Raw genomic sequence first — 22,369 nt, 5'->3', positions numbered from 1 at the left:
GCCGGGCATCGGCCGCCTCGTTACGATCGTGCCGTGCCCATCGAACTCGACACGTCCATGCACCCCGACCTCGCGCCGCTCGCGTGGCTCCTCGGACAGTGGGAGGGCACCGGCGTCGCCGGCTACCCCGAGCTGCCGACGGTCAACTTCGCGCAGGAGATCAGCTGCACCCACGACGGGCGCCCGTTCCTGCGCTGGGAGACCCGCAGTTGGGTGGTCGACGAGGACGGCAACCGCGGTGAGCCGTTCGAGACCGAGCTCGGCTTCTGGCGGCCGCTGCCCGAGGGCGAGGTGGAGTTGCTGCTCTCACACCCGACGGGCGTCACCGAGCTCTACTACGGCAAGACAGAGCCGGCCAAGGCGGAGCTGCGCACCGACGGCGTGCTACGCAGCCCGGACGCTCGCGACTACTCTGCGGCGCACCGGCTCTACGGCTACGTCCAGGGCGGTCTGATGTGGGCGGTCGACATGGCGGCGCTCGGCCAGCCGTTGCAGTCCTACGCGTCCGCGCAACTGCAGCGCGCAACTGCTACCGATTGATCAGATACTGGGCGGCATACGCCAGCACACCGGTGCTGAGCACTGCGGCGATGCCGTAGCTGAGCCGCCCTGCGGGGTCGTCGGTGTCGAGCAACCGCAGCACGCGCCGGATCGCGGCGCCGGCGAAACCGGCGACCAGCCCGGTCAGCAAGAGGATGTTCAGGGACAGGTCGCCGGTGACCAGACCGACGACGAGCCCGACCAGCACGCCGAGCAGCACGCTGACCGGCCAGGACCACTCCACCGCATGCTGTTCCGGCAGGACGGCGTCGGCGAGCAGTCCGAGTGCGGCGGCGCCGATCGCGACGGCCACCGCCGCGTCACCCTGGTCGTATGGCGCCGCGCCTGCGCTGAACATGCCGCTGGCCAGCAGCACCAGCCCGAAGGAGCACCCGGCCAGTGAGACGGTGAGGTCCTCCCGGCCGTCGGTGCGGACCAGCTGGTGCAGGAACGCCAGCACCAGTCCCCCGGCCAGCACGACGCTGAGCGCCTGCATCCCGTCGTCGTCGCCGGAGAAGACGACGACTCCCGCCATACCGAGGCAGGCAGCGGCCAGCACCAGGCTGGTGCCGGTCGGTCGCGGCAGGCCGAGCAGCAGCGGCCAGCCCCACGCGAGCGCGAGCCCGGTCGCGAGCACGGCGTATGCCGCCACGTCGCTGCCGGCGTACGCACCGATGACGACGAGGGCAGCGGTCAGCACCCCTCCGCCCAGCGCGAGCGAACTCGTGGCGAGGCGGGACGCGGGTGACTCGGTCAGACTGGCTCCTGGCACGACCGGCATCCTCCCATCACCCACCGGCGAATGGCGGCAGCACCTCGACGATCGAGTCGGCGGGCAGCGCCGCGGACCCGTCGACGCGGCGGCCGTCGAGCAGGAACGATGACATTCGCAACACCGACTCGAGGCCGGGGTGTGCGTGCAGCGCCGCGTCGCGCAACTGCCCCAGATCGGCGGCGGTCAGCCGCTCCTCGTGGGTGCCCGCGGCCGCCTGTGCAGCCGCCCAGTAGCGCACCGTCACCTCGTGCATTAGGTCCTCCAGACCACGGCCCGAGCCGTGTGTCGCTGGTCACCGCGGCACCCGATGGGAGGTTCCGCGGCCTGCTAACCAGTATTCTTGCAAGGTATGGCCCGCCTGCTGCTGCTGACTGATGCGCCCGGCGCCAGTGTGGAGGTGCTGCCGGCGCTCGGTCTGTTGAGCCATCGGGTCCGTATTCTCGCACCTCAACCGCAGGCTCTGGTCGATCCTCCCGAGTGTGACCTGGTGCTGCTGGACGCCCGTCGCGACTTGGCCGGAGCGCGTGGCCTGAGCCGGGTGCTGCGGACCAGCGGCCTGTCCGTGCCGCTCGTCGCGGTCTTCACCGAGGGCGGTATGGCGGCGCTGACCGGTGAGTGGCAGATCGACGACGTGCTGCTGGACAGCGCGGGACCGGCGGAGACCGACGCGCGGCTGCGCTTCGCGATGAGCAGGGTCGTCGAGGAGCAGGACGACGAGCCCACCCGCATCACCGCCGGCGGCCTGGTCATCGACGAGGAGTCGTATGCCGCCAAGATCCACGGCGAGGCGCTGGACCTGACCTACAAGGAGTTCGAGCTGCTGAAGCACCTGGCCTCGCACCCGGGCCGGGTCTTCACACGCGCGCAACTGCTCCAAGAGGTCTGGGGTTACGACTATTTCGGCGGCACCCGCACCGTCGACGTGCACATCCGACGGCTGCGCGCGAAGCTCGGCCCGGAGCACGAGTCGCTCATCGGCACCATCCGCAACGTCGGTTATCGCTTCGTCGGCTCCGCAAGCGCCCCGCAGACCGAGAGCGCCCTGGTCGACTGAATCCGCACCCCAAGGCACCCGAGGAGGTCGTGAGATCAAGCTGGTCGAGTGCCGGAGGAGCGGGCGGGGTCCCCGCGAAGTATTCGGAGGAGCGAAGCGGGGGAGAAACTTCGTGGGGTGCCGGAGCGGGGGAGGTGTATCGAGACCAAATGCGTCTCGAGGTCCGCTCAGCCCGACAACGCCGACAGCACAACCGCAACCACCGCACCGGCCAACATGCTTGGCCCGTAGGCGAATTCGTCACGTCGGTCCTTGCGCCTGCTCAGCATGAGGACGCCGGCAACTACTCCCCCGACGATGAATGTCGCGAAAGTGCCACGAACCACTGCGTCCCAGCCGAGCCAGCCCAACAACAACCCCAGCAGGCCCGCGAGCTTCACGTCGCCGAAGCCGAATCCGGACGGCAGCAAGAGCAGCACGAAGTAGAACACGAAGAGGACAACACCCGCGCCGACGGCACGCGCGAGCGCGGACCACGCACCACCGCTCGCAGCACAGATTGCAAGCAATACCAACAGGATTGGATAGCTCGGCAGATGGATCGCATCGGGCAGCCGGTGCACGTCGAGGTCGATGAACGCCAAGGCCACCATGGTCCAACCGGCCAGCACGAAGACGACCCCGACCGCGACTGGCTCGGTATGCCGCACCGCCGCCCACAGCAGAGCACCCAGCACCCCGGTCGCAGGAATGACCCAACCAGTGCGCCGCACCGGCAGCTCGCGCTCCGCCGGCAGCCGGTGGGCGAAGCTCCCCAAGCGCGCACGCAACAGCACACCCGCCGCGAAGCCGACGAGAGCTACACCCAATAGGGCGACACCTGACGACATATTGCAGCAATTTCCCTTCGGTGCAAGTTTTTACCTTTTCTTTGCCTTTCGCTGGACGCAACTTTACCCGAGCCCTACTCTCAGAGCACCTCGACGAAGACGCATGGCGACCGCACTGAAACTGACCTTCACGTAACCAGCTCTGACCTTACTAAACCGTAAAGCTGTCGAGTGTTCCTACGAGTTCCTGGGACCCCGGGCACTCGCAGGTGCGTAATTAGAAATACACATCCCGTTAGCCGGGGGCATCGTGAAATGCCTTCCCGGAAGGAGTTTCCTCATGTCTCAAGCACTCACCCGTCTTCAGTTGCACGTTCTTGACGCCGTCCAAGGCAAGAAGGACCGCGGTGCGACCATGGTCGAGTACGGCCTGCTGGTCGCGCTTATCGCCGTTGTGGTGGCCGTCGCCGCAACAGTATTGGGTAAGCAAATCGCCCAGCTTTTCACCGACGTTGGCGATTCCCTCGGCGTCACGGTCCCGTGACTCAGTTTCCGGTGGAGCCGGCCCGATTACGGCCGGCCCACCGGAGACGGCCTTTTGAGGGGTTCATCATGTTTCATACCTTCGTTGCCCTTCATGCACGCAACGCACGCGTTGATGTTTCCCGCAAGGAGACCGGTGCGACAGTGGCCGAGTACGCCTTCCTCTTGAGCCTCATCGCGCTCGTCGCGTTTGCGGCAGTTCGAGCTTTCGGCAATGCGGTGGAAGCGCTCCTCGCACTAGCCATCGACAAGTTCTGACGGCACCGTCTGGACCACACGCTCAACTCCGGTACGAAGTTGTCAAGTCGAACTCGTGGGAGTTGGCACCGCGCACAGGTCACACCACTGATCCAATGTCTGAGGGGAGGCAGGATGCACGCCGCCAAACGCCCTACCCGTCGTGAACACGGCGCATCGGCAGTCGAATTCGCCCTCGTGCTGCCGCTCCTCGTGCTGCTCATCGGCGGCATGGTCGATTTCGGCCGGGCGTTCTACACCGAAGTAACGCTGACGAACGCCGCACGAGAGGGCGCGCGATCGGCGATGTACGGCAACGCTCCCGGAGACCGAGCGAGCCAGGCCGCCGAAACCGTTCCTGGCGCAACGGTCAGCACAGACACCTGCGCCAAGGGTGTGAACACCGGTGACGTCTCGGTCACTGTGCAGGCTCCATTTCAGTGGGTCATCCTCGGCCCGGCTATGAACCTCATCACGCTCGGCAGTGGCAGTGCTCTACCGACGACCCTCACTGGCAAAGCGACGATGCAATGCGGCGGCTAATTCGACTGCTCACCGGTCGGCGAGCCGACGGTGAGCGGGGAGCCATCGCCGTCCTCACGGCGTTCCTGGTGATGTTCGTCGCCGTCGGCATGCTCGCCCTCACCGTCGATCTGGGCAACATTACGTATAACCGGTCCCAATTGCAGAACGGTGCGGATGCCTCATCCTTGGCGCTTGCCGCGGCCTGTGCCCAGAGTTCGACCGCAGACCCGCAGTGCGAGGTGACGGACACTCTGCGGGCACTCGCGGTCAAAAACGCCAACGCCACGGATCAGTCGATGAGTATTCTCACCAACGGCAAAACCTGCGTCGGCTCGGCCTACAACGGCACAACGAGCCTGCCCACCTGCCCTGCCCCGGCCGACGAGGACACCACGTCATTGACCAAGTGCCAGTCGTGGCCGCTCAACCTGAGCCCCTCGTCATTGCCCTACGTCGAGGTCACCACGCAGACCAAGATGAAGGACGGCAGCACCGTCTTGCCGTTCCACTTCGCCCAGATTCTCAGCGGTCAGGGCAACGGATCTACGTCGGAGACTTGCGCGCGAGCAGCGTGGGGCACGGTCTCCAAAGCACCCGTCAAGGCTCCAATAACGATCTCCGCCTGCCAATGGAAAGAGGAGACCAACGACGGCGCCAACTACGTATCCACTGGTCCTGCGTACAACCGTGGTGGCCCCGGCGGCGGTGACTACGGCTATGGCGATGGAGAGACACCGTGGCCAACTCCTGACCGCGAAATCGTTCTCACGCTTCACGACCCGACGGACACACAGTCTAACTGTGACTGGAATGGTAAGCAGACTGCTGGTGGATTCGGGTACATTGGCGACAAAGATAACCCATGCTCTGCAAATGTCGTGGATGGTTGGGCGCACATAAATACTGGCGCCGACAAGCCACCTTGCGACTTCATCGGGCACGTTTTCGAGATTCCGATATTCGACTGCATCATTTCCTCGAAGACGCCGCCGACCGGCCCTCCGCCATCGACGCCCGATGATGTGTGTGCCCCGACGAAAAAAGATTCGAGCGGATTTAATTCTTACTATCACATCGCCGGGTATGGAAAATTTTATGTAAGTGGCGTGTACTTGACTGGCGGTGACCCCGGAAGCGTGATGCCGAATGGTCACGCGTCATGCGGCGGAAGCGGAAAGAGCGGAAGATGCCTGATGGGGTGGTTTCTGCAGGGGACAATTGATGACTCGATAACGATTGTGCCGCCTGGGGGCGGGAATGACTTCGGCATATATGCAGTCTTACCGGCCGGCTGACACAGAAAGCACTGACTCATGAAACGAAGGATCGTCGCCATCGCGGCCGCACTGGTGCTCGCCCTCGTTGGCGCGCTCCTGGTGGTCAGCTACGTCAATGGCGCGGATGCCCGGGCCGTTGATGCACAGAACCCAGTGACGGCATACGTCGTCAAGAAGGAGGTCCCGGCCGGGACCACACTCGCCGATGCGCAGAGCCACGGGCTGATCAAGGCGACAAAGGTGGCGCGGAGCGGCCGGCCGGCTGGAGTCCTGACAACCGTCGACGCGAGCAACCAGACGTTGGTTGCTACGACCGATATCCAGCCCGGTGAATTCGTGATGACCGCTCGGTTCGGTGCGAAAGCCGCTAGTGACAGTGCTATTGCGGTGCCAGACAACAAGGTCGCGATCTCGGTGCAGCTCACCGCACCCGGGCGGGTGGCCAACTTCATCACGCCCGGATCGCACATCGTGATCTATGCGACGGCGGGTATCAAGTCCACCGGCGCCGACGAGAAGTCCAAGGCATTCAACGACCTCGACGTGAAGGGCACCAACGTGCTGCTCGCCGACGTCGAGGTGATCGCTTTTGGCAGCACTCCGCTGCAGAACCCGAGCAACTCATCGGACAACAACGAGAAGAAGAGCTCGAGCAACAGCTCCAGCCAGAACGACTCGGCCTACCTGGTGACCGTTTCGGTCACCCCGAAGGAGTCGGTGAAGCTGGTGCACTCTGTCAACCAATACACGCTGTATGCCGGACTGCTCGGCACGGGCACCAAGGTCGATCCCCAGGGTGAAATCGACGACGGGAACGTCTTCGGTGGGAAGTCCGCCGTGGGCGATGGCACGTTGGCCGGTGCGAAATGACCGTCCTCTGGGAACCCGTCCGCGGGGCGATCGACACCTTCGGGATCGCCCTTGGTGATGACGTCACCGTCGTCGCCCACGCGGCCAGCATCGACCGTGAGGTCGGCAGCGGCGACCACCACTTGGTGGTCATCGGTCCTGAGGTCCCGGCGGAGAGCGCCTACGAGCTGGCCGAGCAACTGCGCATCGACCGCCCTGCGGTCGGCGTGGTGCTGCTCCGGCACCGCCTCGAAGTGAGCGTGCTGACCCAGGCGCTGCGCAGCGGCATCCGGGAGGTCGTCCAAGCCGACGATCACGCGGCGTTGGTCGACGCGGTGCGACGCAGTGAAGCGCTGAGCGCCCGGCTCGGTGTGGCCGCCGGCGAACCCGGCTCGGGCGGCCATGTGGTGACGGTATTCTCCGCCAAGGGCGGAGTCGGCAAGACCACCGTCGCTGTCAACCTCGCGGCGCACTTCGCGACCACCGGTGCACGCACGCTGCTGGTCGACCTCGACCTGATGTTCGGCGATGTCGGCATCAGCCTGCAGTTGCCGCCGACCACCTCGATCATGGACCTGGTCTCGATGACCGGCCATCTCGACGGTCAGGGCCTGGCGTCCGTCGTGCAGACACACGAGGCCACCGGGCTGGACGTGCTCGTGGCCCCGCACGACCCGGCGGATGCCGATCGGGTGCCGGCCGATCTAGTCAGCGAGCTGATCCGGCTGGCTCGCAGCACGTACGACTATGTCGTCCTGGATATGCCGCCGTCGATGCCCGAGCACGTGCTGGGTGCCTTCGATCTCAGCGACCTGCTGGTCCTGGTATCGACCCTCGATATACCGGCCGTAAAGAACCTGCGCCTGGCGATCAACACCCTCGACACGCTCGGCGCGCCGCAGCAGAACAGATTGCTGGTGCTCAACCGTGCCGACCTGAAGGTCGGCCTGTCCGCCAAAGACGTGGAGAGCGCCATCGGTTACCCGGTCAGCGTCGGCCTGCCCAACACGATGAGTGTGCCGGCGGCTTCCAACCGTGGCGTGGTGCTCGCCGTCGACGAGCCCAAGAATCCGTTCGCGACGGCGCTGCGCGAATTCGCCGACCACAAGGTTCGGCCGCGCTTCGGCGAAGAGCCGACTCGCAACGGCAGCAGGCGAATCGGTCGTCGCAGGAGGGCGAAATGACCAATCTCGCAGCACGCATCGATCTGGCCCGACAGGCACAGCGCGACGTCACCTCCACGGCTCCGGCGCAGTTGTCGCGGGTCGGACGGCACCACCGGACCCGTGACGCCTTCGCACCGGTCAAGGACCGAGTGCACCAAGCGCTGTTGGAGTCGCTCGGCCCCAGGCTCTACGACCCCAACTTGCCGGAAGCTGAGCTCGCGACCAAAGTGCGCGCCACTTTGCAGAGCGTCATCGACGCCGAACAGACGCCAATGGCACATGCCGACCGGACTCGCATCGCGCAAGAGATCTCCGACGACATCCTCGGGCACGGTCCGTTGGAGCCGTACCTGCGCGACCCGGACATCACCGAGATCATGGTCAACGGCCCCTTGGACATCTTCGTCGAGCGCGACGGCCGGCTCCATGCCACGAATGCGACCTTCAGCGATGACGCGCACCTGCGCCGCACCATCGACAAGATCGTCGCGCGGGTCGGTAGGCGGGTCGACGAATCCAGCCCGATGGTCGACGCCCGGCTGCCCGACGGCTCCCGCGTCAATGCGGTGGTCGCGCCGGTGGCCCTGGACGGCGCGCTGCTGACCATCCGCAAGTTCGCCGCCGACCCGTTCACCGACAACGACCTGATCGCCTTCGGCACGATGAGCGAGACCGTCCGGGACTTCTTGCGGATGTGTGTGCTGGGTCGGCGCAACATCGTCATCTCCGGAGGCACCGGCTCGGGCAAGACCACCACCCTCAACGTGCTCAGTGGTTTCCTCCCCGAGGAGGAGCGCATCGTCACCATCGAGGACGCCGCGGAGTTGCAGTTGCGTCAGGAGCACGTGCTCCGCATGGAGGCCCGCCCGCCGAACATCGAGGGCCGCGGGGCGATCGAGATCCGCGACCTGGTGCGCAACTCGCTGCGTATGCGACCCGATCGGATCATCGTCGGTGAGGTCCGCGACGGAGCTGCACTCGACATGCTGCAGGCGATGAACACCGGCCACGACGGATCGCTGACGACCGTCCACGCCAACAGTCCCCGCGATTCGCTGTCCCGGCTCGAGACCATGGTGCTGATGGCCGGCGTCGACCTGCCGGTGCGGGCCATCCGCGAGCAGGTCTCCAGCGCGGTCGACCTGATCGTCCAGCAGACCCGCCTCAAGGACGGGAGTCGCCGGATTGTCGCGATCACCGAGGTCGTCGGCATGGAGTCCGGCGTGATCACCTTGCAGGACCTCTTCACCTTCGACTACTCCGCCGGCCGGGACGAGCACGGCCGTTTCCGCGGCCAACTCGTCCCCACCGGCATACGACCCAAGCTGGTGCAGGAGCTGTCCGATCACGGACTCGAGGTGCCGATCCACTTCTTCTCCCCCTCCGCGCCATGACGAGACGCCACCGGGTCCTGCTCGCCTCGCTGATCGCTGCCGCGGCCAGCCTCGGTTGGGCGGCACCTGCCGGTGCCGACAGCACCCCGAAAGGCACCATCGGCGATCTCCGGTCCACCGGCGGCAGCTATCAGGGCGTGCTGACCTTCCGCGCCAAGCAGGTTGTGCAGGTCGACCCGAAGTCCGTCACCGCGACGGTTGACGGGAAGTCGGTGCCGATCACCGTGCAGGGAACAAGTCATCTGCAGCGCACCGCGCTGCTGCTGATCGACACGAGCGGCTCGATGGGCACCGCCGGCATGCAGACCGTGCGGCAGGCCGCTGCGGTCTATCTCCAGGAGGTGCCGTCCGACGTCAAGGTCGGCGTGCTGAGCTTCGCCTCTTCCTCGAAGCTGGTCCTCAAGCCGACCACCAACCGTGTCGCCGTCCAGCAAGCCGTCGACGGGTTGCGGGCGAACGGCAACACCGCACTGTATGACGCAACTCAGCAAGCTGCGAAAACCGTTGGAACGTCTGGCGATCGCAGCATCGTGCTGCTCAGCGACGGCGCGGACACCGAGAGCAATCAACCTGCCAAGGACCTCAGCGCCGGCAGTGCGTTGTTACAGGCCAGGGGGATCCGGGTCGACGTCGTGAGGTTCAACAACACCGACCCGGGCGCCGAGAAGGCCCTCGCCCAGTTCGCAAAAGCAGGTGGTGGTTCCGACGTGCTCGCCACCGACACTGCCGGCGTGGCTGCAGCATTCCGGTCCTCGGCTCAGGCGCTCAACTCCCAGTCGCAGTTCACCTTGTCCCCGGCCGCGTCGCTGGCCGGGGATCACCAGCTGACTCTCCGCGGCACGGCATCTGGACAGCCGTTCACCGTGAGCCAACGCGTCAGTTTCGGAGCAATCACCGCGCCAGCCACATCGCCGAGCGCGGCACCGGCCGGGGCTGCCCCGACGCTAAGCATCGGATCGCCGCCATGGGTTGTCTGGCTCGGCGGAGCGCTGCTCGCCGTCGCGATCTTCCTGCTGACCTATGTGCTGCTGGCACCGACTATCCGCACCCGCCGCGAGCGCCGCATCGCTCCGGTCCTGTCCTACCTTGATGCGGCCGCACATCAGGTGCAGAAGACGCAACAGCGTGGTCCGTCCGGCACTCGCGAAGCGCTCGTGGGACTCGGCGACCGCATCATGGGCAAGCGCGAAGCCACCGCCCGTACCATGCAGTTGATACAGCGGGCAGACCTCCCGTTGCGCGCCGGTGAATGGTTCGTCCTGCGGGTGTTGGCGGTCATCTTCGGGGCGGTCGCGGGCACTCTCCTCTTCGGTGATGCAGCTGTCTTCGGGGGCGCCATCGGCGCGATCGCCGGCTTCGCTCTCCCAGTCGCGTACCTGCGCTTCAAGGCGTCTCGACGCACACGCGCGTTTGAGGCGCAGCTGCCGCAAGTGCTCACCCTGGTTGCGACCAGTCTGCGCAGCGGCTTCGGTCTGCCGCAGGCACTCGAGGCGGTCTCCCGGGATGCCGCGGAGCCGGCCGCGAAGGAACTGTCCCGGGCCCTGGCCCAGGTGCGGATCGGGTCGGATCTCGCCGATGCACTCGACGAGCTCGCGACCCGCATGGGCACCGAGAGCTTGCACATGGCGGTGATGGCGATCCGGATCCAGCGGCAGGTCGGCGGCAACCTCGCCGAGACGCTGGACACCACCGCGCACACGCTGCGCGAACGCGAAGCCCTACGCGGTCAGGTAGCCGCGTTGTCAGCGGAAGGACGACTCTCTGCGGCGATACTGATCGCTCTGCCAATCCTCCTCTTCTTCTACATGATGTTGGTCAACCACGCCTATATCGAGTTGTTGTGGACCACCGTCGCCGGCCTGGTAATGCTGATCGGCACGTGTGTGCTGATGGTCATCGGCACGCTCTGGATGCGCAAAACCGTGCAGATCGAGGTATGACATGACTGTCGTCTACGCTGGCGCCGGCCTGATCGGTGTGGCGATCCTGCTCGCGGTTGTTCTGCTCTTGCGACCGAGCGATGACACGCAAACCGTGTCGAAATCACTTGCCCTGATCCAGGGCGCGCCGGTCGGCGGGTCAACAGGAATGGGCGCCGCCAATCGGGACGAGGGCCTTGTCGACCTGCTCTTCTGTTGGGCTGCCCAGGCCACCCGACGATTCGCTCCGACGTCGGTCAGCGACCGATTGGCACGCAGTTTGGACCGGGCCGGCCACCCAGTGCCGTGGACGGTCGAGCGTCTATTGGGCGCCAAGGGCGTCGGCGTCGTCATCGGGATGGTTCTCGGCTCGCTACTCGGCGGTGGCCTCACCCTTCAAGGTGCGTTCTTCGCGGTGCTTCTCGGTGGTCTGTTCTTCTTCGTGCCCGATGCGTTGCTCTACAACGCCGCGCTGCACCGCAAGGAGCAGGTGATGCGCGGCTTCGCCGAGACTCTCGACATGCTCACGATCTGTGTCGAGGCCGGCCAAGGCTTTGACGCGGCACTGGTGGAGGTATCCCGGAGCGTGAAGGGACCTATCGCTGGTGAACTTGCTCGCATGACAGCCGAGATCCAAATCGGGACCTCTCGCAGCGAGGCATTCCGTGGCCTCGGCGCCCGGGTGAACCTGCCCGAGGTGAAGAGCTTCGTGACGGCTATCGCGCAGGCCGACAAACTGGGCATCCCGATCGCCGCTGTGCTCCGGGAGCAGACTTCGGCCATGCGGCTGTCGCGACGACAGCGGGCCGAAGCCCAGGCCCAGAAGGTCACGGTGAAGATCCTCTTCCCGCTGATTCTGTGCATCTTCCCGGCACTCATGGTGGTCGTCATCGGGCCCGGTGCCATTCGCATCTTCCAGATGTTCTCGCACTCCAGCCTCTGAGACGTTGGACAACCGGCATCGCTGAGCACCTCACCGCCATACGGCACGATGGCGTAGTGACTGTTGCAGAGGATCTTCTGGCCATCGCGGATCGCGCTTCGTCATACGACGGGGTGGAGCCGTTCTCCGAGCAGACCCGGCTGGCGCTGCGGCACAGCGATCCGCAGCACGTCATACGCACTGACGGCGTGGTCACAGCCGGTGCGTATGTCGCCGACGACGGCGCCGTTGAGTTGGTCGTCGATCCCGACAGCCGCCGACACGGCTACGGCACGCGCATCGTGCAGGGCGTCCTCGAGCAACGGCCGGATGCACGCTTCTGGGCGCACGGCGACCTGCCCGGAGCGCAGGCGGTGGCGTCGACGGCGAAGCTGACCGTGGTGCGCAACCTGTGGCAGATGGGCCGCGACACGAACGCAACGCCGGCGATCGAATCACCCGAGGTGCCAAAGGGATTCACCGTGCGATCCTTCCGTCACGGCGATGAGGAGAACTGGCTCGACCTCAACCGGCGCGCCTTCGACTACCACCCCGAGCAGGGCAAGATGACGCGCCAGGACCTCGACGAGCGGATGGCCGAGCCGTGGTGGAACCCGGCCGGGCTGATCCTGATCTTCGACGACGCCACCGGCGAGCTCGCGGCGTCGCACTGGACGAAGATCGAGGACGACGAAGGTGAGGTGACGATGCCGGCCGGCGCGAGCTCGCGAGCGTCGGACGGAGGAGGAGCCGAGGCAAACAAACACAGCTCGGCCGACGACACGGCGAGCCCGCGAGTCGGGTCAGCGGCCAGCGGTGAGGTGTATGTCGTCGCCGTCGATCCCGGGCACCAGGGGCAGGGGCTCGGCAAGGTCGTCACCGCGCTCGGTCTCGCGCACCTGAAGCAGCAGGGGGTCGGGCACATCGAGCTGTATGTCGAAGGTGACAACGCTGCGGCGGTTGCGACATACAGGAGATTGGGGTTCGAGCGCACCGGGGTTGATGTCATGTATGCCGTGGCGGGCTGACCGGGGGCGGGGTCTCGATACACCTCCCCCGCTCCGGCACCCCACGAAGTTTCTCCCCCGCTTCGCTCCTCCGAATACTTCGCAGGGACCCCGCCCGCTCCTCCGGCACTCGACCACCTTGTGTGCCGCTTCGCTCCCCCATCTCCTCGGCCACCTAATGGCGCGGGGTCTCGATACACCTCCCCCGCTCCGCTCCTCCGGCACTCGATCACCTTGTCTTCCTCCGGCACTCGACCACCTTGTCTTCCTCCGGCACTCGACCACCTTGTCTTCCTCCGGCACTCGACCACCTTTGCTTCCCGGTCTCCCCGGCCACCACAAGTGGCCACCGCGAGTTTCGCGGCGCGGATGCTGCGGGGCGGGGCGGTGTTTGGGAAGATGTGCGCATGGATTCTGAGCCGACCCCCAGCGCTGCCGAGGACCCGGCGACGCAGACCGCCGCCAGCGATGCGTCCCTGGTGCGCCTGCAGACCCGGGCTGCCCAGCGGGTGCGCGGCGACAACGGTCGCTTCATCCGGGTCGCGCCGGAGCTCGACGCGACGGTCGACGAAGAGCTGCCCTCGGACCGATTCCTGGACCGCGAGATCTCCTGGCTGCAGTTCAACGAGCGCGTGCTCCAGCTGGCCGCCGACCCGCTGGTGCCGTTGCTGGAGCGGGCCCGCTTCATGGCGATCTTCTCCAGCAACCTCGACGAGTTCTTCATGGTCCGGGTCGCCGGCCTCAAGCGCCGCATGGCGACCGGCCTGGCAGTGCGCTCCGCCTCCGGGCTCGAGCCGCGCGAGGTGCTCGACGAGATCAGCAAGGCCGCACACGAGCTGATGGCGGTGCACGCCAAGATGTTCCAGCGGCACATCCGACCGGCATTGGCGGACGTCGGCATCCGCATCGTGCGCCCCAGCGACTGGACCGACGAGGACCGCGACCACCTCAACAAGGTCTTCCGCAACCGCATCTACCCGGTGCTGACGCCGCTGGCGGTCGACCCCGCGCACCCCTTCCCCTACATCTCCGGCCTGTCGCTCAACCTCGCCGTCGTGCTCATCAACCCCAAGACCGGCCGCGAGCACTTCGCCCGCGTCAAGGTGCCGCCGCTGCTGCCGCGGCTGATGGCACTGCCGGCCGGCGAGGACGAGGACGAGCTGTATGACGCAAGGTTCGTGGCGATCGAGGACGTCATGGCCGAGCACCTGCAATACCTCTTCCCCGGCATGGAGGTGCGCGAGCACTTCACCTTCCGCGTCACCCGCAACGAGGACCTCGAGGTCGAGGAGGACGACGCCGAGAACCTCCTGACCGCACTGGAGAAGGAGCTCACCCGACGCCGGTTCGGTCCGCCGGTCCGCCTCGAGGTCGCCGACGAGATGGACGACCACGTCATGGACCTGCTGGTCCGCGAGCTCAACGTCCGCGACGACGAGGTCTACCGGCTGCCCGAGCCGCTCGACCTGCGCGGGCTGAACATCATTGCGGATCTTGACCGTTCGGAGTTGCGCTACCCGCCGTTCCTGGCCAAGCCGCACCCCGACCTGGCGCCCGTCGAGCGCTCCGCGCAGTCCGACGTGATGGCGGCGGTGCGGGCGGGCGACATACTCCTGCACCATCCCTACGACTCGTTCTCCACCTCGGTGGTCGCCTTCATCGAGCAGGCCGCCAACGACCCACACGTGCTCGCGATCAAGCAGACGCTCTATCGCACCAGTGGTGACTCGCCGATCATCGACTCCCTGATCGACGCCGCCGAGTCGGGCAAGCAGGTGCTCGCCGTCGTCGAGATCAAGGCCCGCTTCGACGAGGAGAACAACATCACCTGGGCGCGCAAGCTCGAGCGCGCCGGCGTGCACGTCGTCTACGGCATGGTCGGGCTCAAGACCCACGCCAAGCTGTGCCTGGTGGTGCGCGAGGAGAACGGCGAGATGCGCCGCTACGCCCACGTCGGCACCGGCAACTACAACCCCAAAACCGCTCGCCTCTATGAGGATCTGGGCCTGCTGACCTGCGACCGCGAAGTCGGCGAAGACCTCTCCCGCCTCTTCAACCAACTGTCGGGTATGGCGCCGCGCAGCAAGTTCAAACGGTTGCTGGTCGCACCGCGCTCGGTCCGCACCGGCCTGCTGGAGAAGATCCACCGGGTCACCGACGCCGCCCGCGAGGGCAAGGCGGCGCGGGTGCAGATCAAGGTCAACTCGCTGGTCGACGAGGAGATCATCGACGCCTGCTACCGCGCGTCGATGGCCGGCGCCGACGTCGACATCTGGGTGCGCGGCATCTGCTCGCTGCGACCGGGTGTCGAGGGCATGTCCGACAACATCCGGGTCCGCTCGATCCTGGGCCGCTTCCTGGAGCACTCCCGGGTCTTCCGCTTCGTCATCGAGGGCGAGGAGGACATCGTCTACATCGGCAGCGCCGACATGATGCACCGCAACCTCGACCGCCGGGTCGAGGCACTGGTCCGCATCACCGAGCCCAAGCACATCGAGACGCTCGGCGCGCTGCTGGACGAAGGTATGTCGGACGACACCTCCTCCTGGCACCTGCACGGCGACGCCCGCTGGGAACGCCACCACCTCGACGCCGAGGGCACCCCGCTGCGTGACCTGCAGTCCGACCTGATGGCCAGCTACGCCAAGCGCAAGCGCAAGGCCCGCCGGCGGTGACCACGACGTCAGCGTCCGCGCTGCGATCCGGCACCGTGGCGGCTGCGGGAGCCGTGCTGTGGCGCCGCGAGGGCGACCAGCTGCAGGTTGCGCTCGTGCACCGGCCGAAGTACGACGACTGGTCCTGGGCCAAGGGCAAGCTGGATCCGGGCGAGACGTGGATCGAAGCAGCAGCACGAGAAGTGTTGGAGGAGACCGGCTTTCGGCCACGGATCGGCATACCTCTGCCGCGTTCGGTCTACTCGATGCAGCAGGGCAAACTCAAGGAGATCCGCTACTGGGCGGCCGAGGTGATGAGCGGCAGCGGCGACCTCGAGAACGAGATCGACGAGGTCGCCTGGCTCACCCCGGCACAGGCGCAGACCCGGTTGAGCTACGTGCGCGACGCGATGCAGCTGCAGGCCGTGATCGATGCCGACCGGGCCGGCAAGCTGCAGACCTGGCCGCTGGCCGTGGTCCGGCATGCCGACTCGGTGCCCCGCAAGCAGTGGGACGGCGACGACCCGTTGCGGCCCTTGGACGACACCGGCCGGCGCCAGGCGCTGGCCTTGGTGCCGGTCCTCGCGGCATACGGCATCGAGCGCCTGATCACCTCGCCGTCCGCGCGTTGCTTCGCCACCGTGCAGCCGTATGCCGCCGCCGCCGGCATCCGCCTGCGCACGAAGGCCGGACTGTCCGAGGAGATCTTCGACAAGGAGCCGGACCGCGCCGTCCGCAACCTCAAGCGGTTGCTCAAACGCGGCGAGCCGGCCGCGCTGTGCACCCACCGGCCGGTGCTGCCCGCGGTGCTGGAGCGACTGCGCGACACCGCCGAACCGGACAGCGAAGTCCACGAGATCCTCGCGGTCGCCGCCGAGGACGGCATGACCAAGGGTGAAGCGCTGGTGTGCCAGATCTCCGGCCGTGGCCGGGCCGCGCGGGTGCTCAGCGTCGAGCGCCATACACCGGCCTGACCATTTCCTGGTAAGACGTCCGCCGGACACTCCTCAATGTGTCGCGACTCGTTCACCCGCCGTTCACCACCGAGGTGGTAACCGGTCACCCTGCTTCCCTACGGTCACGCTTGACCGGCCGACGTGGCCGGCCCGACCGACTTCATTGTGTGGAAGGCAGTTCTCTTGAAGATCACGCGCATTGGTCGCGCTTCCGGCTTGGCCGTCGCAGCAGCGCTCGCGCTCTCGGCCTGTGGCAGCGCCTCCAACGACGACTCCAGCAACACGGCGAACAACAGCGGCGCCGCCGCGTCGTCGTCCGGCGGCTCCGGCAGCTCCGCGGACACGAGCTGCTTCTCCGGCAGCCTCTCCGCCGAGGGATCCACCGCCCAGCAGAACGCGATCACCCAGGCCATCTCGAGCTACCAGGCCAAGTGCAACGGCGCGAAGATCACCTACAACGGCACCGGCTCCGGCGCAGGCATCACCAAGTTCATCGCCAAGCAGGTCGACTTCGCCGGCTCCGACTCCGCGCTCAACCCCGACAAGGGTGAGCCGGCCAAGGCCAAGACCGCGTGCAAGTCCGACGCACTCGACATCCCGATGGTCACCGGCCCGATCGCCGTGTCCTACAACGTCAAGGGTGTCGGCAAGCTCAACCTGACGCCGCAGCTGATCGCCAAGATCTTCTCCGGCAAGATCAAGACCTGGAACGACCCGGCCATCAAGGCCGCCAACAAGGGCGTGGACCTGCCCGGCACCAAGATCTCGGTGTTCTTCCGCTCCGACTCCTCGGGCACCACCGACAACTTCACCAACTACATGAACACCGTCGACCCGGCGAACTGGCCGGACAAGCACGACAAGACCTGGAAGGGTTCCGTCGGCCAGGGCAAGGCCAAGACCGCCGGTGTCGCCAGTGCCGTCAAGGCCACCGACGGTGGCATCGGGTATGTCGAGTGGGGCTACGCCATCCAGAACAAGCTGGACATGGCCTCGGTCGACGGCGTCAAGCTGACCGCCGACTCGGCCGGCAAGGCCGTCGAGGCCGCGAAGGTCGTCGGCAAGGGCAAGGACCTGTCGCTGAAGATCGACTACAAGACCAAGGCCGAGGGTGCCTACCCGATCGTCCTGGTCACCTACGAGGTCGTCTGCTCGAAGTACAGCGACGCCACGAAGGCCAAGAATGTCAAGGCGTTCCTGTCCTACATGGCTTCCTCGGAGTTCCAGAAGCAGCTGACCGGTGTGGGCGCGGCGCCCCTGCCGGCACCGATCCAGTCCAAGGTCGTCGAGTCGATCAACTCGATCAGCTGATCAAAGACGTGCAAAGCTTGCGGGGGTGTTCGCACGAGAGCGACACCCCCGCTGGCGCGCGTCAGGCCCAGGCCCGACACCACGAAATGTTCCACCGTCATGTTTGAACACGCCGCGCAGTTCACGGAGACCAGATGAGTTCATCGACCGGCGCATCACTCGCCGACGAGTTGCCCGACCCCGACGGCCGCCCACCGCTACGCGGTGACGGCGCCGGCACCGGTCGCCGCGGGGACCGGCTCTTCGCCGGCGCCGCGACCGGCAGCGGCCTGATCGTCATCGCGATGGTGGTGCTGGTCGGGCTGTTCCTGCTCTTCCAGGCCATCCCCGCCATCGGCGAGGACAAGGTCAACTTCCTCACCAGCCGCCAATGGCAGGTGTCCGCGCGCAAGTTCGGCATCGTGCAGATGCTCTGGACGACGGTCGCCACCTCGGTCGTGGCATTGGTCATCGCCGTGCCGTTCGCCGTCGCGATCGCGCTCTTCCTCACGCAGTACGCGCCCAAGTGGTTGTCCGGGGCCGCCGCCTCGCTCATCGACCTGCTGGCCGCGGTGCCCTCGATCGTCTACGGCCTGTGGGGCTACTTCATCGTCGCCCCGAAGTTCGAGCACGTGCAGTCCTGGATCTCCGACGTCTTCGGCTGGATCCCGCTCTTCGACCGGGTCGGCGGCGTCGGGGGCGGCACGACGATTTTCCTGGCCGGCATCGTCCTGTCGATCATGGTCCTGCCGATCGTCACCGCACTCACCCGCGAAGTCTTCAACCAGGCGCCGATGGCGCACCGGGAGGCCGCACTGGCACTCGGTGCGACCAAGTGGGAGATGATCCGCACCGCGGTGCTGCCCTTCGGCAAGACCGGCATCATCAGCGCGACCATGCTGGGCCTGGGCCGCGCACTCGGTGAGACCGTCGCGGTCCTCTACATCCTGTCGTCGCTGCCGGAGGGTTCGAAGTGGACCTGGTCGCTCTTCAACGGCGGTGACACCTTCGCGTCGAAGATCGCCAACAGCGCCTCGGAGTTCACCCCGGGTCTCGGCACCGGCGCGTATGTCGCAGCCGGCCTCGTGCTCTTCGTGCTGACCTTCTTGGTCAACGCGCTGGCGCGGGTCGTCATCGAGCGTAAGAAGGCCTTCACCGAATGAGCATTGACACGAAGGAAATTGCACCGGCGCCGACCGGCGATCTCGGCGGTCTCGCCCAGGGCAGATCGGGCCTGCGCACGCTGAAGAACAGCATCGCCGGAGTCGTCATCTGGGGCGCCTTCCTCATCGCTCTCATCCCGCTGGGCTGGATCCTGTGGACCGTGCTGTCCCGGGGTCTGAGCCCGATGCTCGACGCCACGTGGTGGCAGAAGGACCAGTCCGGCGTCGGCGCTCCCGGCTTCGACCACAACGTGCGCGGCGCGCGGCACGCGATCGTGGGCACGCTGATGATCGCGCTCGGCACCTCCGTGATCGCCATCCCGATCGCGGTCATGACCGCGATCTACCTGGTCGAGTACGGCCGCGGTGGCGCCGCCCGAGCCATCAGCTTCATGGTCGACATCCTGTCCGGCGTGCCCTCGATCGTCGCCGGCCTGTTCATCTACGCCATCTGGGTGACGTTCTTCGGTTGGCAGCTCAACGGTTTCGGCTCGTCGCTGGCGCTTGTGCTGCTGATGGTGCCGGTCGTCTGCCGGTCCACCGAGGAGATGCTCAAACTCGTCCCCAACGAGTTGCGCGAGGCGTCATACGCACTGGGTGTGCCGAAGTGGAAGACGATCGTCAAGGTCGTCCTGCCGACGTCGTTCTCGGGCATCGTGACCGGCTCGCTGCTCGGTTTCGCACGCGTCGCCGGTGAGACGGCGCCGCTGCTGATCCTGGCGCAGTACTCGCAGTTCCTGAACCAGAATCTCTTCTCCGGCAACATCGCAGCGTTGCCGACTCTGATCAACACCAACCTGCCCAACATGGCCGGCGACCCGGTCAGCGCCGACCGAGTGTGGGGTGCGGCCTGCACCCTGATCCTGCTCGTGCTGGTCATCAACCTGATCGGCCGCCTCATCGGCCACTTCACCAAGGTCAAGGGCTGAGCCGCCACCGCGGCGACTCCCACGCGGAACGAGGAAAGACACTTCATGGGTAAGCGAATCGACGTCAAGGACCTGAACGTCTTCTACAGCGACTTCAAGGCCGTCGAAGGCGTCACGATGACCGTCGAACCACGCTCGGTCACGGCCTTCATCGGCCCGTCCGGTTGCGGCAAGTCGACCTTCCTGCGCACGCTGAACCGGATGCACGAGGTCACCCCGGGCGGCCGTGTCGAGGGCAAGGTCATGCTCGACGACGAGGACCTCTACGCGGCATCGGTCGACCCGGTCGCCGTGCGACGCACCGTCGGCATGGTCTTCCAGCGCCCGAACCCGTTCCCCACCATGTCCATCCGGGACAACGTGATCGCGGGACTGCGGCTCAACGGTGTGAAGAACAAGAAGGTCCTGGACCAGAAGGTCGAGGAGTCGCTCGTCGGCGCCAACCTCTGGAACGAAGTCAAGGACCGGCTGAGCAAGCCCGGCGCCGGCCTGTCCGGTGGCCAGCAGCAGCGGCTGTGCATCGCACGGGCCATCGCCGTCGAGCCGCAGGTGCTGCTGATGGACGAGCCGTGCTCCGCGCTCGACCCGATCTCGACGCTGGCCATCGAGGACCTGGTGACGCAGCTCAAGGAGCAGTTCACCATCGTCATCGTCACGCACAACATGCAGCAGGCCGCGCGCGTCTCGGATCGCACCGCGTTCTTCAACCTCGAGGCCACCGGCAAGCCCGGCAACCTGATCGAGATGGACGACACGCAGCAGATCTTCAACAACCCCAGCAAGAAGGCCACCGAGGACTACATCTCCGGTCGGTTCGGCTGAGTTTTCTGCTTCTACTCCTCGCGATAGTGAAGGGGCGGGGCAACGAGCTCGCTCGTTGCCCCGCCCCTTCACTATCGGTCGTCGTCTCCGCGCCGTCCGCTTGTCGTCCGCTTGCTTGTTCTGGCCGCTCACCACGCTGCAGCCGTCGTCCGCCATACCGCATGAGATGAACGCACGTCCATCTCCGTGAGACCCGCCACAAACGCGGCTGTTCACCTGCCCCACGCGTGCGGTTCGCTCCGCGTTCCTGCATCATTTACGGGTGGTCAACAACAAGGAGAGCCGTCGCCCGCGGTTCCGCGCCCGCAAGGGCAACACCTTGAAGGTCGCCGACTCGCACGGTCACAAGACCACGACCCCGCTGGTGCCGCTCGAGGACGAACTCACCCGCGAAGACGGCAGTTTCGCGTTCGGCTACTGCAAGAGCTGCGACTGGACCGGCCGGGCCCGGCGATCCCGCGACAAGGCCCGCGGTGATGCCCGTGAGCACCGCGCGGACTGCACGGGCAAGGGCAAGGTCATGCTGGGCGTCACCGACCACCGCTGACCGACGCCGGAAAATCGATCGCCCGGGGCAGGAACATCCCGCGCAACGACGCCGTTAGGCTTCATGGTGCGTCGGGCCGCGGCAGCCCCGGGTCCCAAAAATAGCCGCTACGAGCGGCCGTGCGCCGTGAGGCGCTCCCGGCCCGACGCACCGACTTCAGGGACGACTGTCGTCCCAAAATCACCAGACCCGCAGCCACACCCGCTCTTTACAAACGACCGTCGTCCCAAAATCACCAGACCCGCAGCCACACCCGCTCTTTACAAACGACCGTCGTCCCAAAATCACCGACACCGCACCGCGGTCAGTCGAGATTTCCCGCGCGCCACGCCGACGCGGCCCGCTCCAGGTCCCCCGCGGTGTCCAGCAAGGCCGCCGCACTGCGTGTCGCCTCTCCCGCGCCGCGCTCGTCGTGGCCATCGCGCTCGTCGGCGCGATGCGCCCGCCCCACCGAGATGATCCGGCAGAAGGCGGCCGCGCGTTCCAGCGCCACCGCCAGGTCGCCGTCGAAGACGCCGGTCAGGATCGCGTCGACCAGATCGCGCAACGCCTCCGGCGACGGCGGCTCCGCTGCGCCGGCGATCACGTGCTGGACATCGGCCAACTGCCGGCCCAGGTCGTAGTCGGCTGCAGCGCCGACCGCGTCCCGGCGCACCGACTCGTGTATGGCGTACAGCCGCCACAGCGCACCGGGCAGGCTGACTGCGGGCCGGCCGGCCCACAGCTCGGCCACGGTCGCCATACCGAGTTCGTCGACCAGGCTGACGAGGCGTCTGGTCAGCTCGGGATCGTCCGTCGCGCGGCCCCTGCCGACCAGGACCGCAGCGGTCTCATGCGCGATCGCCGACACTTCCGCGGGATCGACACCACTGGAAGCCTGCGCGTCGAGCGCGCCGGGGCTGAACATCGCCGGCCGTCGCGGCCTGCGCGGCTCTTCTTCATCAGTCATTCCCGAATCCCTCTGTCATCGCCTTCCACCGTAGGCGAGGGCGACGGCGCAGGAGAACTCGACGAGACGACAGACCGACCG

At 66.5% G+C, this 22,369-nt stretch carries 23 protein-coding genes; 19 read left to right on the top strand and 4 right to left on the bottom strand.

Annotated elements, in window-relative coordinates; translation table 11 throughout:
• Positions 1–33 precede the first annotated feature (33 nt).
• Positions 34–540 carry a heme-binding beta-barrel domain-containing protein gene (locus tag IEX71_RS19030; protein ID WP_188838654.1) on the top strand — a complete coding sequence of 169 codons (507 nt, stop codon included), beginning with the start codon at positions 34–36 and terminating at the stop codon, positions 538–540.
• On the opposite strand, the gene IEX71_RS19025 is transcribed toward IEX71_RS19030, so the two are convergent.
• Both IEX71_RS19025 and IEX71_RS19020 read right to left on the bottom strand, forming a co-directional pair.
• Positions 530–1,312 (bottom strand): hypothetical protein, encoded by a 783-nt coding sequence (locus IEX71_RS19025; RefSeq protein ID WP_188838653.1) that lies wholly within the window; start codon positions 1,310–1,312, stop codon positions 530–532. The two genes, IEX71_RS19030 and IEX71_RS19025, sit on opposite strands and share 11 nt — an antisense overlap.
• Positions 1,313–1,328: 16 nt before the next feature.
• Positions 1,329–1,568: a MoaD/ThiS family protein gene (locus IEX71_RS19020; RefSeq protein ID WP_188838652.1), complete on the bottom strand. Its 240-nt coding sequence runs from the start codon at positions 1,566–1,568 to the stop codon at positions 1,329–1,331.
• A 96-nt stretch (positions 1,569–1,664) separates the two neighbouring features.
• Between IEX71_RS19020 and IEX71_RS19015 the strand changes: the two genes are divergently transcribed.
• A complete protein-coding gene (locus IEX71_RS19015) occupies positions 1,665–2,369 on the top strand; it encodes a response regulator transcription factor (RefSeq protein ID WP_188838651.1) in 705 nt (234 codons plus the stop codon).
• 167 nt (positions 2,370–2,536) lie between these two features.
• Here the strand turns inward: IEX71_RS19015 and IEX71_RS19010 are convergent, their stop codons facing one another.
• Entirely contained in the window at positions 2,537–3,199 is a 663-nt protein-coding gene (locus tag IEX71_RS19010; protein ID WP_188838650.1) for a prepilin peptidase, read from the bottom strand.
• A 280-nt stretch (positions 3,200–3,479) separates the two neighbouring features.
• Here IEX71_RS19010 and IEX71_RS19005 point away from each other — a divergent pair, with 280 nt between their 5' ends.
• The 17 genes from IEX71_RS19005 (at position 3,480) to IEX71_RS18925 (ending at position 21,339) form a co-directional block, all read left to right on the top strand.
• Complete coding sequence (locus IEX71_RS19005; RefSeq protein ID WP_188838649.1) at positions 3,480–3,683, top strand: Flp family type IVb pilin; 204 nt, start codon at positions 3,480–3,482, stop codon at positions 3,681–3,683.
• A 68-nt stretch (positions 3,684–3,751) separates the two neighbouring features.
• Entirely contained in the window at positions 3,752–3,940 is a 189-nt protein-coding gene (locus IEX71_RS19000) for a Flp family type IVb pilin (RefSeq protein WP_188838648.1), read from the top strand.
• Between the two features lie 114 nt (positions 3,941–4,054).
• Positions 4,055–4,462, top strand: a complete 408-nt coding sequence (locus IEX71_RS18995; protein ID WP_188838647.1) for a TadE/TadG family type IV pilus assembly protein — start codon at positions 4,055–4,057, stop codon at positions 4,460–4,462.
• Positions 4,450–5,739, top strand: a complete 1,290-nt coding sequence (locus tag IEX71_RS18990) for a pilus assembly protein TadG-related protein (protein WP_268235977.1) — start codon at positions 4,450–4,452, stop codon at positions 5,737–5,739. The genes IEX71_RS18995 and IEX71_RS18990 overlap by 13 nt, the downstream gene beginning before the upstream one ends.
• Before the next feature lie 18 nt (positions 5,740–5,757).
• The gene (cpaB, locus tag IEX71_RS18985) at positions 5,758–6,591 is read left to right on the top strand and encodes a Flp pilus assembly protein CpaB (protein WP_188838645.1); all 834 of its coding nucleotides are present in this window, start codon (positions 5,758–5,760) and stop codon (positions 6,589–6,591) included.
• Positions 6,588–7,754, top strand: coding sequence for a CpaE/TadZ family protein (locus IEX71_RS18980; RefSeq protein WP_188838644.1), 1,167 nt, complete (start codon positions 6,588–6,590; stop codon positions 7,752–7,754). Before cpaB ends, IEX71_RS18980 begins: the two co-directional genes overlap by 4 nt.
• Positions 7,751–9,130 (top strand): TadA family conjugal transfer-associated ATPase, encoded by a 1,380-nt coding sequence (locus IEX71_RS18975; protein ID WP_188838643.1) that lies wholly within the window; start codon positions 7,751–7,753, stop codon positions 9,128–9,130. The genes IEX71_RS18980 and IEX71_RS18975 overlap by 4 nt, the downstream gene beginning before the upstream one ends.
• A complete protein-coding gene (locus IEX71_RS18970; RefSeq protein WP_188838642.1) occupies positions 9,127–11,070 on the top strand; it encodes a type II secretion system F family protein in 1,944 nt (647 codons plus the stop codon). The genes IEX71_RS18975 and IEX71_RS18970 overlap by 4 nt, the downstream gene beginning before the upstream one ends.
• A gap of 1 nt (position 11,071) precedes the next feature.
• On the top strand, positions 11,072–11,992 hold the full coding sequence (locus tag IEX71_RS18965; RefSeq protein WP_188838641.1) for a type II secretion system F family protein: 921 nt from the start codon (positions 11,072–11,074) through the stop codon (positions 11,990–11,992).
• 56 nt (positions 11,993–12,048) lie between these two features.
• On the top strand, positions 12,049–12,999 hold the full coding sequence (gene mshD, locus IEX71_RS22595; RefSeq protein ID WP_229749873.1) for a mycothiol synthase: 951 nt from the start codon (positions 12,049–12,051) through the stop codon (positions 12,997–12,999).
• 386 nt (positions 13,000–13,385) lie between these two features.
• Positions 13,386–15,653: an RNA degradosome polyphosphate kinase gene (locus IEX71_RS18955; protein ID WP_188838640.1), complete on the top strand. Its 2,268-nt coding sequence runs from the start codon at positions 13,386–13,388 to the stop codon at positions 15,651–15,653.
• Positions 15,650–16,606: an NUDIX hydrolase gene (locus IEX71_RS18950; protein ID WP_229749872.1), complete on the top strand. Its 957-nt coding sequence runs from the start codon at positions 15,650–15,652 to the stop codon at positions 16,604–16,606. The genes IEX71_RS18955 and IEX71_RS18950 overlap by 4 nt, the downstream gene beginning before the upstream one ends.
• Positions 16,607–16,771: 165 nt before the next feature.
• Positions 16,772–17,899: a phosphate ABC transporter substrate-binding protein PstS gene (pstS, locus tag IEX71_RS18945; protein WP_229749871.1), complete on the top strand. Its 1,128-nt coding sequence runs from the start codon at positions 16,772–16,774 to the stop codon at positions 17,897–17,899.
• A gap of 134 nt (positions 17,900–18,033) precedes the next feature.
• Positions 18,034–19,041: a phosphate ABC transporter permease subunit PstC gene (pstC, locus tag IEX71_RS18940; protein ID WP_188838639.1), complete on the top strand. Its 1,008-nt coding sequence runs from the start codon at positions 18,034–18,036 to the stop codon at positions 19,039–19,041.
• Positions 19,038–19,970: a phosphate ABC transporter permease PstA gene (pstA, locus tag IEX71_RS18935; RefSeq protein WP_188838638.1), complete on the top strand. Its 933-nt coding sequence runs from the start codon at positions 19,038–19,040 to the stop codon at positions 19,968–19,970. Before pstC ends, pstA begins: the two co-directional genes overlap by 4 nt.
• A 45-nt stretch (positions 19,971–20,015) precedes the next feature.
• The gene (pstB, locus tag IEX71_RS18930; RefSeq protein ID WP_188838637.1) at positions 20,016–20,792 is read left to right on the top strand and encodes a phosphate ABC transporter ATP-binding protein PstB; all 777 of its coding nucleotides are present in this window, start codon (positions 20,016–20,018) and stop codon (positions 20,790–20,792) included.
• Between the two features lie 262 nt (positions 20,793–21,054).
• Positions 21,055–21,339: a hypothetical protein gene (locus tag IEX71_RS18925; protein ID WP_229749870.1), complete on the top strand. Its 285-nt coding sequence runs from the start codon at positions 21,055–21,057 to the stop codon at positions 21,337–21,339.
• Positions 21,340–21,643: 304 nt separating this feature from the next.
• Here the strand turns inward: IEX71_RS18925 and IEX71_RS18920 are convergent, their stop codons facing one another.
• Complete coding sequence (locus IEX71_RS18920) at positions 21,644–22,288, bottom strand: hypothetical protein (protein WP_188838636.1); 645 nt, start codon at positions 22,286–22,288, stop codon at positions 21,644–21,646.
• Positions 22,289–22,369 lie beyond the last annotated feature (81 nt).

This window comes from Flexivirga endophytica (genome assembly GCF_014640635.1).
Classification (GTDB): Bacteria; Actinomycetota; Actinomycetes; order Actinomycetales; family Dermatophilaceae; genus Flexivirga; species Flexivirga endophytica.
This window is presented reverse-complemented; position numbering and strand designations above follow the sequence as displayed.

What these genes read in the sequence shown, in the direction of transcription:
- IEX71_RS19020 (WP_188838652.1), bottom strand. Translation starts at nt 1,568, where the DNA reads ATGCACGAGGTGACGGTGCGCTACTGGGCGGCTGCACAGGCGGCCGCG.
- IEX71_RS19015 (WP_188838651.1), top strand. Translation starts at nt 1,665, where the DNA reads ATGGCCCGCCTGCTGCTGCTGACTGATGCGCCCGGCGCCAGTGTGGAG.
- IEX71_RS19010 (WP_188838650.1), bottom strand. Translation starts at nt 3,199, where the DNA reads ATGTCGTCAGGTGTCGCCCTATTGGGTGTAGCTCTCGTCGGCTTCGCG.
- IEX71_RS19005 (WP_188838649.1), top strand. Translation starts at nt 3,480, where the DNA reads ATGTCTCAAGCACTCACCCGTCTTCAGTTGCACGTTCTTGACGCCGTC.
- IEX71_RS19000 (WP_188838648.1), top strand. Translation starts at nt 3,752, where the DNA reads ATGTTTCATACCTTCGTTGCCCTTCATGCACGCAACGCACGCGTTGAT.
- IEX71_RS18995 (WP_188838647.1), top strand. Translation starts at nt 4,055, where the DNA reads ATGCACGCCGCCAAACGCCCTACCCGTCGTGAACACGGCGCATCGGCA.
- IEX71_RS18990 (WP_268235977.1), top strand. Translation starts at nt 4,450, where the DNA reads ATGCGGCGGCTAATTCGACTGCTCACCGGTCGGCGAGCCGACGGTGAG.
- cpaB (WP_188838645.1), top strand. Translation starts at nt 5,758, where the DNA reads ATGAAACGAAGGATCGTCGCCATCGCGGCCGCACTGGTGCTCGCCCTC.
- IEX71_RS18980 (WP_188838644.1), top strand. Translation starts at nt 6,588, where the DNA reads ATGACCGTCCTCTGGGAACCCGTCCGCGGGGCGATCGACACCTTCGGG.
- IEX71_RS18975 (WP_188838643.1), top strand. Translation starts at nt 7,751, where the DNA reads ATGACCAATCTCGCAGCACGCATCGATCTGGCCCGACAGGCACAGCGC.
- IEX71_RS18970 (WP_188838642.1), top strand. Translation starts at nt 9,127, where the DNA reads ATGACGAGACGCCACCGGGTCCTGCTCGCCTCGCTGATCGCTGCCGCG.
- IEX71_RS18965 (WP_188838641.1), top strand. Translation starts at nt 11,072, where the DNA reads ATGACTGTCGTCTACGCTGGCGCCGGCCTGATCGGTGTGGCGATCCTG.
- IEX71_RS18955 (WP_188838640.1), top strand. Translation starts at nt 13,386, where the DNA reads ATGGATTCTGAGCCGACCCCCAGCGCTGCCGAGGACCCGGCGACGCAG.
- pstC (WP_188838639.1), top strand. Translation starts at nt 18,034, where the DNA reads ATGAGTTCATCGACCGGCGCATCACTCGCCGACGAGTTGCCCGACCCC.
- pstA (WP_188838638.1), top strand. Translation starts at nt 19,038, where the DNA reads ATGAGCATTGACACGAAGGAAATTGCACCGGCGCCGACCGGCGATCTC.
- pstB (WP_188838637.1), top strand. Translation starts at nt 20,016, where the DNA reads ATGGGTAAGCGAATCGACGTCAAGGACCTGAACGTCTTCTACAGCGAC.
- IEX71_RS18920 (WP_188838636.1), bottom strand. Translation starts at nt 22,288, where the DNA reads ATGACTGATGAAGAAGAGCCGCGCAGGCCGCGACGGCCGGCGATGTTC.